The organism is Campylobacter sp. BCW_6877 (assembly GCF_001762445.1).
GTDB classification, from domain to species: Bacteria; Campylobacterota; Campylobacteria; order Campylobacterales; family Campylobacteraceae; genus Campylobacter_D; species Campylobacter_D jejuni.
The window spans coordinates 161,823-174,738 of record NZ_MJWW01000059.1; the positions used below are offsets into that span (position 1 = coordinate 161,823).

Genomic DNA, 12,916 nt, shown 5'->3' on the forward strand with positions numbered 1-12,916 from the left:
TTTCCTTACGCAAAATAGCCTAACAATGAACCTGCTTTAATTTCATCATTTAAGCCTATATGAATTCTAGTATCTTTTGGTAAAAGTAAACTTATAGAGCCATTAATTAAAAAACCCATTCTATCTCCTGCTTTTAAATCATGAGAAATATTATCGAGCTTTAATTTTCTATCAAAAGAACCTGCATAGATTCGCAAAGCTATCGTTTTATTCTCTTTAACTTTTGCCAAAATAAAAACTCTTTGATTCATCATTTTTGCAGATTTTAATTCACTGCACAAAAAAAGGCCATGTCGTAAACGAATATCTGTTATAGTCATTGCAAAAGGTGTATTAAAATTTCCAGCATCATAAAGAGCATTTTTAATAGTAATTTCAACACATTCACCCAAATCTTTATGATGAATATTTTCTATTTTAGTAACCCTACCATCTATAGGTGCAAAAATAGCTTTTTCATCACTACAAACAAGTTCTCTTTTAGGCACTCTAAAAAGAAAAATACAAATTACAATTAATGTTAATAGCAAGATGGAAAAAGAATAAAAAATCCACACAAAAATAAAAATCAAGCTTAAAATAATAAGACTTAAATATCCATCTTTTGCAATAAAATCTTTCATTCTTCTACTTTAACTTCAGTTTTAACTTCTTCAAGTTCTTGTAAACGACTTGGTAGACTATTTTGATCCTCAAACTCTTTAATAATCTCGCGCACTTTAGTACCTTCAATAGTTTCTTCTTCATAAAGGGCTGCAACCATAGTCTCAATCGCTCCTTTATAAGTATTTAAAGTATCTTTAACATCTTTATAGCGTTCATCTAAGGTTTTCTTTACATAATCATCTAAAGATTCTGCCATCTTTTCAGAATAATCTTTTATGGTTTGTCCACCACTTAAGAAAGTATTTCTTTGTTTTTCAAGCACCATAAGTCCTGCAATTTCACTCATACCATACATAGAAATCATAGCTTTTATGATATCGGTTGCTCTTTCTAAATCATTACTTGCACCCGTTGAAATTTCACCTATAAACACTTCTTCAGCTGCACGACCACCTAAAAGTACATCTACTTCAGCGATAAGTTCATGTTTTTGCATTAAAAATTTATTTTCCTCAGGAGTATTTAAAGTATAACCTAAAGCCGCAAGACCACGCGGAATCACAGAAACCTTACTTACACGTTTTGCACCTTTGGTAGTTTCAGCGATTAAAGCATGACCGCATTCATGATAAGTAACAATTTTCTTTTCTTTTTCATTAATACGACGTGATTTCTTCTCAAGTCCTGCTATAGCTCTTTCAACAGCTTCAACTAAATCATTTTGTTCTACATATTTTTTAGAATCCCTACCTGCTAAAAGTGCCGCTTCATTAATAATATTTGCAAGATCAGCTCCTGCAAGCCCTGCGGTTAAGCGTGCTATGTCTTCTACCTTAACTTTTGGGGAAATTTTGACATCTTTCATGTGCACTTTTAAAATATCACACCTACCTTTAAAATCAGGTTTATCAACTAAAACTTGTCTATCAAACCTTCCTGGTCTTAAAAGCGCTGCATCTAAAACTTCTGGGCGATTTGTTGCTGCTAAAACAATAACTGGGGAACTTTCTGTCCCAAAGCCATCCATTTCAGCCAAAAGCTGATTTAAAGTTTGTTCTCTTTCATCGTTTCCACCCATCATGCCACTTGCTGCACGACTTTTACCAATAGCATCTATTTCATCTATAAAAACAATAGCAGGAGCTTCTTTTTTTGCATTTTCAAACAAATCTCTCACACGAGAAGCACCTACACCCACAAACATTTCTATAAAAGACGAACCTGAAACACTAAAAAACGGCACATCAGCTTCACCTGCAACTGCTTTTGCAAGCAAAGTTTTTCCTGTACCTGGAGGTCCAACAAGCAAAAGTCCTTTTGGAATTTTCGCTCCCAATTTAATATATCTTTCAGGATACTTTAAAAAATCTACAATTTCTTTTACTTCTTCTTTAGCTTCTTCAACACCAGCTACATCGCTAAATTTTACTTTAGGTTTTTCTGAATTTACAAGCTTCTTAGAACTTCCTATACCCAATATAGAACTTCCCATATTTTTTTGCATACGACTTGCCAAAAACATCCAAATACCAAAGAAAATAAATACTGGCAAAACCCATGAAAAAAGTATGTCCGTAAACCAATTTGTTTCAGAATAGGCACCATAAGCGATATTTTTACTATCTAGTAAACTCACAAGCTCAGGATCGTTAACTTTTTTTGCTGTATAAACAGTATTGTGAGAGCTTGAAATTGCTTTGATTGTTGTTTGTCCTATACTAACTTGATTGATTTGTCCACTTTCAATAAGCTTTTTTAACTCAGAATAAGGGACATTTTTATTTACTTCATTACCATTCAATGCCCCACCAAAAGAACCATTGCCATCAAAAAATCCCTTAAAAATAATTATCATTACAATTGCAAAAATCGCAAAAATAAAAATGGGATTTTTGTTAAAAAAATTATTACCCTGCGGATTACCCTTATTATTTGGGGTATTATTATTCATTACTTATCCTTTTTATTGTTTTTATATACAAAACTACACCACTCATTGATTTGCATTTCATCAATGAGTTCTAAATCTTGAAATTTTTCTTTAATTCTTGTTGAATATTTATCTAAAATTCCTGACAAAATAAGTATAGCATTATCTTCTAAATGGTTTTTAATATCTTTTTCTAAAATTAAAATCACATCTGCAATGATATTTGCAACAATTAGGTTATATAAACCATTTGCTTTATCTATAGATCCACACCAAGTCTTATGAAAATCGACATCATTTAATCTTGCATTTTCCAAAGAACTATCAATAGCCAACTCATCAGTATCACAAATTTCAACATTACAGCCAAACTTTGCCATGATAATACCTAAAATTCCACTACCGCAACCAAGATCTAAGGCTCTTAATTTACTTTTAGAAAATTTTTGTAAAAATTTTACACAAGAATATGTGCTTTCATGATGTCCTGAGCCAAAGGCTAAGGCTGGATTAATCTTTATATTTATATAATTCTTTTTTTCTTCTTGCCAAGTGGTATGGATATAAACATTATCCACTAAAATAGGTTTTATGCCGTTTTTATATTCTTGTATCCAGTCCTTGTTTTCTTTCTCTACAAGACTTAAATTAGAAATAATTTTATGGTTTAAATTGAAAGTAGTTGTAAGTTTTTGAGCAAATATTTCAAGTGCCCATGAAAGCTCTTCTAAACTCTCATGGGATCTAATATAAACACCATTATCTTTCTCTTCTATAGCTTCTATACCTAAATCAAAAGCAAAATCAAGAAATAAATTTTTATACTGCTCTTCTACGATAAAGAACAATTCGTAATATTTTTTTTGCATTTAGAATTTTAAAAATCAGCCTTTACTCAGCTGTACCTTCTCCACTTCCTATTCCTAAAACATCTTCAAGCTTTTCTTTTAAAACTTGTGGAGTAAAAGGTTTTACAATATAGTTATTTACGCCAGCTTTTAAAGCAGTAATCACTTCAGCTTTTCCGCCCTCAGTTGTAACCATGATAATAGGCATATCTTCATATTTTTTCTCTGCTCTTACTTTTTTTACCAACTCCAAGCCATTCATTTCTGGCATATTCCAATCTGTAATTAAAACTTTTACATCTTCATTTTTAGTTAATAAATCCCAAGCCTCAACGCCATGCTCGGCTTCTAAAACATCATCGTGTCCAAGTCTTGTTAGGGTATTTTTAATAATCCTTCTCATAGTAGAACTGTCATCAACAACTAACAATTTCACAATTTCGTCCTTTCAAAGTTTTTATAGTTTTATTTTACCCTTTTTAGCCTTATTAATCAAGCTAAAAAATTTTAAAAAATAGCATTATATCATCTTTTATTTAAAATTTTACTCAAATATTATTATTTTTATACTTAACCGTAAATAAATATACACTTAAACCTAAAAGAAGCAAGCTCACTCCACCGATAAGATAAATCGCATAAATCATCTGAGAAAAATCACCAATAGCAAGTTTAAATACCAACATCAAAGCTTCTATAGCCAAAGCAATGATAATAGAACCTAAAAATCTCACCATAGTTTTTTGAATTCCGCCTTCTTCTTTTTTTGTTTTTCCTAATACTTCTTGTTCGATCAAAGTTTTTGCCAAATCGAAAATAGCTAAAGCTAAAGTTATAGCAATAGTACTTTCAAACATATGTTCTATACCTATAGCTTGATTATCAAAAAGACTAAAAAAACCTTTTTGAAATAAAAAGCAAGTAATCACAAATAAAACCAGTGCGAAACAAAAATATACCAAACGACTAAATTGAGTAAAAACAAACTCAAATTTTCCTGCTTGAATAATCCTTAAAATATCTTCAAGCTTGATATCGATACAAACAACAAAAAGCAAGTTATTTTTATCATCGTAAATTGGCATAGAAGCTGTCACGCAAAGTTCGTTGTTTAAAACCGAAGGATAAGGATCGCTTAAAACGCATCGTCTTAATTTTACAGCTCTATAAAAATAAGAACGAGTACTTCTATCCTCACCCTGCCCTATTTCATGAGCCTTATTTAAGGAAATTGCATTTTCTATTTGCATGCCTGAAATATCTAAAATATACAGAGCATCAAAAACAACAACTTCATGAGCTATTTTATCTAAAGCTGTTTTAATCGTTTCAAGGTGAATGTCAGGAAGTTTATTAGGTAAATTTCTTGTTAAAATATAACTCATATAAGCTCTAGCGCGATAGCGATTATCTTCAAATCTTTGTATATCTTTTATATACATTATACACCTTCTTTATTGTGTTTAAATTCAGGCACAATCTTTAATAAAGCTTCTGAAATATCTTCACATATTTGTAAATTTTCTATCTCTTTATTAAGCCAATCAAGATCAACCTTTTCATTCTTTGCTACAAAAATACTCTCATATTGCGTTTTAGCATCATTTTCATCAATCAAAAGCTCTTCATAAAGCTTCTCGCCTTTTCTTAAGCCTGTGATTTTAATTTCTAAATCATTACGATTAGAAAGTAAAAGCATTTTTTTAGCTAAATCTATGATTTTTACAGGCTTACCCATATCCAAAACAAAAAGTTCTCCCCCTTTTGCAATAGCTCCAGCTTGTAAAACAAGTTGCACTGCCTCAGCCACAAGCATAAAATAACGCACTATATCAGGGTGTGTTAAAGTTAAAGGCTCATTATTGGCAATTTGTGCTTTAAATTTCGGTATCACACTACCACTAGAACCTAAAACATTACCAAAACGCACACAAGCAACTTCAAAATTTTCATCACTCATACTTAAAGTATAAAGCTCGCAAACTCTCTTAGTGCAACCCATAATATTTGTTGGTCGCACTGCTTTATCTGTACTTATCATCACAAATTTAGCTACTTTATTTTCTTTAGCACTATCGCATAAAATTTTAGTTCCTAAAATATTATTAATTACTGCTGAATGTGGATTTTGTTCGCAAAGAGGCACATGTTTATAAGCGGCTGCATGTAAAATAAGCTCAGGTTTATAAGTTTTTAATACCTCATCTAAACTTTGCTTATCTAAAATACTTAACAAAATAGGAGTAATTTTTTCTTTATATAAATTTAAATCATCATTGATTTTATAAAGATTATACTCACTATGATCAACCATGATAAGATGCTTAGCGCCAAATTTAATACATTGCTTACAAAGTTCACTGCCTATAGTTCCACCTGCTCCACTTACCAAAACTACCTTGTCTTTTAAAAAAGTCGCCACAGCACTATCGTCTAAATCTTTTGGTTTTCTAGCAAGCAAGTCTTCTATACTGATATCTCTTGCTTCATTTCTTGTAAAAGAAAATATTTTTACATCGCAAATACCATAAGCTACAAGTTCTTCAAAAAGTTTTTTAAGCTCTTCTTGTTCAAGTCTTAAAGCAATAATGGCAGTTTTTACCCCTTGTTCTACATAAGATTTTATTTTTTCTTTTTCTTCTACAATAAATTTATCACAATAAGTCCCTATAAGCTCTTTCCTCGCATCAACTACACCCACAGGAAAAAGTCCTAAAGAACCTTCTTTTGCGCCTTTTAACAAATGCAAAGCCTTAGAAGTTGCCCCTACTACAACACAAGGAGTTTCTTCTTCTTTCATTTTAGAAGGTTTAAAATCCACAAGCATTCTTTTGCTAATTCTTAAAGTACCTATAAACATATAAGAAAGAACAAAATCTATCACAATAGCACTTCTTGGAAAAGGATTAAAAAAATCACTAAAAAAATAAAAAATAAGAAAAAAACAAAACTCAGCTAAAAGCAAAGCAATAAAAATTTTTCTTGCTTCATTGAGAGAAAAAAATCTCCAAGCTACTTTATAAATTCTAAAAACAAACAAAAATGAAAGTTTTAAAACAAGCAAAATAATAGCAGAAATCATCATACCATGATAAAAAATACTCGGAATATCTCCACTAAATCTCAAAGAAAAAGCCAGATAAACGCTAAGTAAAATTAAAACAATATCTGAAGTTAAAAAAAATGCTAATCTTTTGCTTTTATAAAAAATCATTTTAAGCCTTTATGCTCTTTAAGATCAGTTTTGAAATTTCATAAACATCATCTTTACTCATCGCCGTGCCACTTGGCAAACAAATTCCTTTTTGGAAAAATAACTCACTATTGCCATTAAGATAAGCCTTAGCTCCTTTAAATACTTCTTGAGTGTGCATAGCTTTCCATAATGGTCTTGTTTCTATTTGTTCATTTTTCAAATCTTCTATGAGTTTTGAAATTTTTGGATGCAAAGCGATATTTTTTTGACTGATATTTATATCTTTTTGACAAGCATTAAGTTCATTTTTATCAAAATCAATCAAAGCTGTACTTAACCAGCGATTGCTTCTTGAATTTTCTAATTCATCTAAAAAGCTAAAATGCTCTTCTAAAAATTCTTTATACCACTCATAAATTTCTCTTTTTTTAAGCACTCTTTGTTCTAAAACCTCCATTTGTGCTACACCAATAGCTCCTAAAACATTGCTTAAACGGTAATTATAACCATAATCTAAATGTTCATAATGCAAACAATTTTCCCTTGCTTGAGTGCTATAAAATCTTGCTTTTTCAATCTTTTCTTTATTTTTTCCTATAAGCATACCTCCACCTGAAGTGGTGATGATTTTATTGCCATTATAAGAATAAGCTCCAAATTCTCCAAAAGTTCCTAAAGCTTTATTCTTATAAAAACTTCCTAAAGCTTCGGCAGCATCTTCGATTAAAACAATGTCATTTTCTTTGCAAATTTCAACAATTTCATCCATTTTTGCAGCATTACCATAAAGATGAGTTAAAATCAATGCTTTTGGTTTTTTTTCACATTCTTTAATAGCAAGTTTTAACAAATCTACATCAATATTATAAGTTTCATCACAATCTATAAATACAGGCTTTGCTTTAAGATAACAAATAGGTGCTACTGAAGCGATAAAAGTAAAAGAAGAAGCCAAAACAATATCATCTTGTTTTACCCCTGCCACCCTTAAAGCTAAATGCAAAGCCGCTGTGGCTGAATTTAAAGCTAAGGCATTTTCACTTTTGCTATAATCTTTTACACTTTGCTCAAAGCGATTTACAAATTCACCCAAAGGTGCTATATAATTGCTTTTGAAAACTTCTTCTATGTATTTTAATTCATTACCACCCATATGCGGAGGAGAAAGAAAAAATCTCATTTTTTATCCTTTATATAAAGCAGAATTTTTTATCCTTATATATTTTATCTAAAAAAAATTACCAAGATTCAAATATTTAAATTCTTTTTATAGTCAAAGCTTGTTTTCATACCAATTTTTAAGCTTTTCTAAGTCTTCTTTTTTATAAATACTTTCAAAGCATTTAAGGAGTATTTTATTTTTTGTTTTGATAACAAAACAAACTTCAACTTGATTTAAAAATTTCATTTTTTCTATTTTAACAATTTCCAAATCTTCTCGTTTTATAAAATACATATAAAAAAGATTAAATTTACTAACTATATAAATTCCATTTTCACAAACTATTGCTAAATTTATAACGTACATCAACAATAATAACATACCTGTTATCACAGAAGAAACTGATACTTGCAAACTCCAAAGTGTTTTTAAATTTTCATTTTCTAATTCAAAGAAAAAAAGAAGTTGATAAAAACCTTCAAAATTATACCAAATTCCTATTAATCCACCCAAAAAAGCAGCAATACCTGTATATTTTACAATCCTACTATTTTTAGAATTTACATTTGCTTTAAGACTAAAAAGTTTTTTGTGTTTTAAAGAATTTTTCAAAGGAAATATGTAGCATATTAGACATATGGTTAGTAAATTAATGACAATCCACCCCAAAGGCGAAGGATTTACTATATAGTGAACAACAAGATTGTTATTAAAATGCAATTTACATCCTTTTTGCAGGTATTCCTATAAAAACACCTTTTTCATCTTGACTTTTAACCAAAGTTGCTCCACCACCTAAAATACTACCATCTGCTAAGCTTAAATTAGGCAAAACACAAGAATTAATCCCTAAAAAACAATTTTTACCGATTTTTACATTGCCCGCACATTTAGCCCCCACACTCACATGAGAAAATTCCCCTATCACGCATTCATGTTCAATCACGCTTGAAGTATTTAAAATCACGCCTTTTTCTATTTTGGCTTTAGCATTAACTACTACATAAGGCATGATTAAAATTCCTGCATTTTCTTCCACACTTGCACTAGAACTTATAAGCGCGCTTTTATGAATAAGATTAACGATTTTAAAGCCATTTTCTAAAATTTTTTGATAAATCTTTTTTCGAATTTCATTGTTTCCTATGGCTATAAAAAAATCATATTTAGGTAAGGTGCTTTCAAATTTCATTCCTTTAAAATCATCTAAAAAAATACATTCTTTATAACCCATATTTTTAGCCACATCTTCACAAACAAGCCCATGACCACTAGCACCATAAATATAAATTTTTTCAGTTCTTGCCATTAAATTTCTCTGTTGTAACATGGCCTTCTTTGCTTACCCCGCTTCGTTTTAAAACCTTTAAGGCTGTTAAAAATATGATTTTTAAATCAAGTAAAAAAGAAATATTTTTCACATAATACACATCAAGTTCGAATTTTTTCTGCCAAGAAATAGCATTTCTTCCATTTACCTGCGCCCATCCTGTTATACCTGGACGCACTTTATGACGCAATTTTTGCTCTTCATTATAAAGGGATAAATACTCAACCAAAAGAGGTCTAGGCCCCACAAAACTCATATCCCCTTTTAAAACATTAAAAAGTTGCAAAAGCTCATCCAAACTTAAGCTTCTAACAATTTTTCCAAAAGCTTTCAAACGCAATTCATCGCTCAATAGCTCACCCTTTTCATCTCTTTCATCACTCATGGTTTTAAATTTATAAATTTTAAAAATTTTTTCATCTAAACCAGGGCGATTTTGGGTAAAAAACACACTTCCTTGAGTGATTTTTAAAAGTAAAGCAGTGAGTAAAATCACCGGAGAAAAAAGCACTAAAAGCACTAAAGCTAAAATAAAATCAAAAATTCTTTTAAAAACTTTTTCATACATTCTTAATTACCCTATCATAAAGTTTTAAATAACGCTGTGCGATATTATTTTCATCGTATTGCAAAACATCTTGGGCGGCATTTTTAGCTAAATTTAATCTTAATTTTTCATCTTCTAATAAAAGTGAAATTTTTTCGCTTAAATCCTTGGCATCTTTTGTTTTTGCCCAAAGTCCATCATAAGCATTAGAAATAGCCTCCACACAACCTTCACAATCACTCACCACTATAGCCTTACCACAAGCTTTTGCCTCCAAAACACTTACAGGAAAGCCTTCTTTATAGCTTGGTAAAACAAAAATATCACAATTTTGTAAAAGCTCGACTATATCACTTCTAGCACCCAAATAATACACCACACCCGAGTTTAAAAACTCCAAACTTGCACAAAAAGGATTTTCATCTCTTCCACCAACTAAAACAAAATTTGCCTTGTCTTTTAGCATAGTAGCACTTTCATAAAATTCTTTTACACCTTTATGCCATAAAGCTCTTGCTATCATAAGCACAATTGGTTTTTTATCTATGTTTAAATTTTTCCAAAAAAGCTCTTTTTTTTCCGATTCTACATAAATAGGAAAAAATTTTTTTAAATTGATCCCTACAGATTTTATCACGCAAATTTTATTTTCTTTAAGTCCTAAATTCCGCATAAACTCAGCATTACTTTCATTGACAAAAATAAATTGGTGTGCAAATTTAAAACTTAATTTATAAAGATTATTAATAACAAAACGCACTAAATTTGCCTTAAAACCTTGATCTATATAAAAAGAACCCAAGCCTTCTACTAAGGCAAAACGATAAGGAATTTTTGCCCATTTTGCCGCTAAAATTCCAAAGGTATTGCTTTTATGTGCCGCACTTTGAATAAGATCAAGATTTAAATTTTTCAAAACCTTAGCAAGATAAAAAAAATTCTTTAAAACCACAAAAGGATTTAAGCTAGCTCTTGAAAGCTCATAAACAATTACTTTTAAGCCAAGATCTCTAAGTTTTTGCGTGTATTCATCTTGTGGCACTATAACAAAAACTTCATCTTTTCTATCTTTTAATGCTTTTATAATAGGCATTCTAAAATGATAAATACTTGCTCCTGCATGTGATAAAAATCCTATTCTCATTTTCAACCCTTAAATTTTAAGTTTAAAAACCTTAGCATCTCTAGAATTAATCACCAAGTCAAATAAATTCTTATCATAATTTCCTAAAAAAAACATTTGCACATAAGCACTATTAAACATGGTTTTATCCATTAAAATAAATTGTGCATAAGGAATAGCACTATCCTTTAAATAAAAAATATAAAACTGAGCCTTATCATCGATTGGAGTGATTTTGTATTCACCTTGTTTAATAGAATTAATCTCTACGATACTATTTACAGAAACCACATTATCACCTATTTTAAAACTTCTAAAATCATCGCTTAAAACCACTCCGTTGCTAAGATAAATTTCTCCATTTTTAACATCAAGTGGATAAGCTGTGCTAAAGGTAAAAGGTTTATCCAAAACCCCTGTATCTAAATTAATAAAAGAAAAACTAGCCACCGTAGAAAAAATCAAAGACATTCTAGCAGGCATATAAAGATAAATATCACGAGTTTTTGGCGTATCGATTTTAAAATCAGGTTTTGATAATGAAGCTAGAAACAAATCCACATTGCTTTGATTATAATCTTTCATCATGGCTTGTAAAATGTCTGTTTTTAAAATATCATTTTGCGGAGCATAAAAGCTTTTTTCTGTATATTCTACACTAAGTCTTGCCATATTAGCTGCAGCTTGTTCATCTTTGCTTAAAGCAAAAGAAGGGAAAAAATTATCCTTACCTAAATGCTTTCCACCATCTACTAAAGTTTTCACATCGCTATAATAACGCACAGGATAACCATAATCCCACCAAGTTACCACATAATCTTCTCTATTGGCTATATTCTTTAATTGATTTAATAATGATGCTTCATTTTGAGAAAAAACTGTTGGTGCTTTATAGTTGTAAATATGGATAAATACTGGAGCTAAAGTCAAAATAGTTGCAAAAACAATACAAACATTTGAAGTTAATTGGCTATATTTTTTAACCAATATAGCCTTAAACTCGCTCAATAAAAAACCAAATCCTAAGGCCATTACAGGTACAGAATAAATGGTAAATCTAAGCCCCCCTTTTAAGGCTAAAAACCCGAGCACCAATATAGGTAAAGCCATAATCATACTTTTATGTTTTCTCAAAAGCCATACAAAACCAAACAAAGAAAACAAGAAAACAATTTCACTACCACTAATTCTTCGCATAAATTCGCTAAGATCTACATTTTCAACTTCTTGTATGGTTTGATTGACATTAAAATACATAAAGCCCTGTGTTAAATTCGCACTTTCATCACTTCTAAAAATATAAAATTTAAGCTGATAAAGTATAGGATCAACCCCACCGCTTAAAATCAAAAATATCAAAGTTGCACTACCTAAAATTCCTATAATCATAAAATTTAAGCGTTTTTGCTCTAAGGCGAATAAAGCAAAAAGTATTACTATAATGGCACTTTGATAAAACCATGCTATATTTGAAAGAGTAAGAGAAGACAAAATCACAGCTATATAAAAAATCTTTTCTTTTCTATGAAAAATAAGTGTATAAATTAAAAAAAGTCCAATTAAAGCTACATTTAAAGTATAACTTGAAGGATACCACCAAAGATAAATTCCTATAAATAACGGCAAGGCAATCAATGAAAAAAAGTCTTTTTTTAAAATCATTCTTACCATAAAAAATAAAATAAACATAGGCAAAACAATTACCAGCATATCCGTATCATAATACCCGCTCATAGTGCGATTATAATAACTGTTTGCTATGCTTGCTAAAAAAGCAGCTACAAAGCCCATTAAAGGACGTTTGTATTCATTAGCTAGCAAAATAATAGGAATCACCACCAAAGAAGATAAAAAAGTACTCATATATAAAATGATACTTTCAAAAGAAAAAGGTGTGACTTTATAAAGCCAATAAGTAAGCGCGGATAAAGAAGATCCATAATAACTCAAATCATTAGGCTGATGAAAACCTGCTATCATATCTCTTGCGCCCTCAGCAAAGGCATAGCCATCGTTTGAAATGATCATTAATTGATTATTGAAAAAATACTCATTAAACTCACTTGCCCACCAAACCCAATAAAACCTGCAAAATACACTAAAAACATAAGCTAATATAATCATCACAAATAAAACTAAATAAGGGTTTTTTAAATACTCTTTTTTCAACATCT

Annotated in this window: 12 protein-coding genes; all 12 read right to left on the bottom strand. The window is 30.2% G+C overall.

What is annotated here, in order from left to right:
- Nucleotides 1-5: 5 nt before the first annotated feature.
- Nucleotides 6-623, bottom strand: a complete 618-nt coding sequence (locus AJ936_RS08085; RefSeq protein WP_070210818.1) for a phosphatidylserine decarboxylase — start codon at nt 621-623, stop codon at nt 6-8.
- Entirely contained in the window at nt 620-2,557 is a 1,938-nt protein-coding gene (gene ftsH, locus AJ936_RS08090) for an ATP-dependent zinc metalloprotease FtsH (protein ID WP_052857560.1), read from the bottom strand. Before ftsH ends, AJ936_RS08085 begins: the two co-directional genes overlap by 4 nt.
- A complete protein-coding gene (locus tag AJ936_RS08095; protein ID WP_002861833.1) occupies nt 2,557-3,405 on the bottom strand; it encodes a 50S ribosomal protein L11 methyltransferase in 849 nt (282 codons plus the stop codon). Before AJ936_RS08095 ends, ftsH begins: the two co-directional genes overlap by 1 nt.
- 22 nt (nt 3,406-3,427) lie before the next feature.
- Nucleotides 3,428-3,820, bottom strand: coding sequence for a chemotaxis response regulator CheY (locus tag AJ936_RS08100; protein WP_002870513.1), 393 nt, complete (start codon nt 3,818-3,820; stop codon nt 3,428-3,430).
- Between the two features lie 112 nt (nt 3,821-3,932).
- Nucleotides 3,933-4,826, bottom strand: coding sequence for a PDC sensor domain-containing protein (locus AJ936_RS08105; RefSeq protein ID WP_002861835.1), 894 nt, complete (start codon nt 4,824-4,826; stop codon nt 3,933-3,935).
- Nucleotides 4,826-6,598, bottom strand: coding sequence for a UDP-N-acetylglucosamine 4,6-dehydratase (configuration-retaining) (gene pglF / locus AJ936_RS08110; RefSeq protein WP_070210816.1), 1,773 nt, complete (start codon nt 6,596-6,598; stop codon nt 4,826-4,828). The genes AJ936_RS08105 and pglF overlap by 1 nt, the downstream gene beginning before the upstream one ends.
- A 1-nt stretch (nt 6,599) precedes the next feature.
- On the bottom strand, nt 6,600-7,760 hold the full coding sequence (gene pglE, locus AJ936_RS08115) for a UDP-N-acetylbacillosamine transaminase (RefSeq protein ID WP_070242913.1): 1,161 nt from the start codon (nt 7,758-7,760) through the stop codon (nt 6,600-6,602).
- Between the two features lie 93 nt (nt 7,761-7,853).
- Nucleotides 7,854-8,480, bottom strand: a complete 627-nt coding sequence (locus tag AJ936_RS08120; protein ID WP_223209410.1) for a hypothetical protein — start codon at nt 8,478-8,480, stop codon at nt 7,854-7,856.
- Nucleotides 8,464-9,051 (bottom strand): UDP-N-acetylbacillosamine N-acetyltransferase, encoded by a 588-nt coding sequence (gene pglD, locus AJ936_RS08125; protein WP_032599162.1) that lies wholly within the window; start codon nt 9,049-9,051, stop codon nt 8,464-8,466. The genes AJ936_RS08120 and pglD overlap by 17 nt, the downstream gene beginning before the upstream one ends.
- The gene (pglC, locus tag AJ936_RS08130; protein WP_070274329.1) at nt 9,038-9,640 is read right to left on the bottom strand and encodes an undecaprenyl phosphate N,N'-diacetylbacillosamine 1-phosphate transferase; all 603 of its coding nucleotides are present in this window, start codon (nt 9,638-9,640) and stop codon (nt 9,038-9,040) included. Before pglC ends, pglD begins: the two co-directional genes overlap by 14 nt.
- The gene (pglA, locus tag AJ936_RS08135) at nt 9,633-10,763 is read right to left on the bottom strand and encodes a N,N'-diacetylbacillosaminyl-diphospho-undecaprenol alpha-1,3-N-acetylgalactosaminyltransferase (protein WP_070274331.1); all 1,131 of its coding nucleotides are present in this window, start codon (nt 10,761-10,763) and stop codon (nt 9,633-9,635) included. Before pglA ends, pglC begins: the two co-directional genes overlap by 8 nt.
- Nucleotides 10,764-10,772: 9 nt before the next feature.
- Nucleotides 10,773-12,914 (bottom strand): undecaprenyl-diphosphooligosaccharide--protein glycotransferase, encoded by a 2,142-nt coding sequence (gene pglB / locus AJ936_RS08140; RefSeq protein ID WP_044780183.1) that lies wholly within the window; start codon nt 12,912-12,914, stop codon nt 10,773-10,775.
- Between the last annotated feature and the right edge of the window lie 2 nt (nt 12,915-12,916).

Coding starts and splice junctions, on each gene's coding strand:
- AJ936_RS08085 (WP_070210818.1), bottom strand. CDS start 623: ATGAAAGATTTTATTGCAAAAGATGGATATTTAAGTCTTATTATTTTA.
- ftsH (WP_052857560.1), bottom strand. CDS start 2,557: ATGAATAATAATACCCCAAATAATAAGGGTAATCCGCAGGGTAATAAT.
- AJ936_RS08095 (WP_002861833.1), bottom strand. CDS start 3,405: ATGCAAAAAAAATATTACGAATTGTTCTTTATCGTAGAAGAGCAGTAT.
- AJ936_RS08105 (WP_002861835.1), bottom strand. CDS start 4,826: ATGTATATAAAAGATATACAAAGATTTGAAGATAATCGCTATCGCGCT.
- pglF (WP_070210816.1), bottom strand. CDS start 6,598: ATGATTTTTTATAAAAGCAAAAGATTAGCATTTTTTTTAACTTCAGAT.
- pglE (WP_070242913.1), bottom strand. CDS start 7,760: ATGAGATTTTTTCTTTCTCCTCCGCATATGGGTGGTAATGAATTAAAA.
- pglD (WP_032599162.1), bottom strand. CDS start 9,051: ATGGCAAGAACTGAAAAAATTTATATTTATGGTGCTAGTGGTCATGGG.
- pglC (WP_070274329.1), bottom strand. CDS start 9,640: ATGTATGAAAAAGTTTTTAAAAGAATTTTTGATTTTATTTTAGCTTTA.
- pglA (WP_070274331.1), bottom strand. CDS start 10,763: ATGAGAATAGGATTTTTATCACATGCAGGAGCAAGTATTTATCATTTT.
- pglB (WP_044780183.1), bottom strand. CDS start 12,914: ATGTTGAAAAAAGAGTATTTAAAAAACCCTTATTTAGTTTTATTTGTG.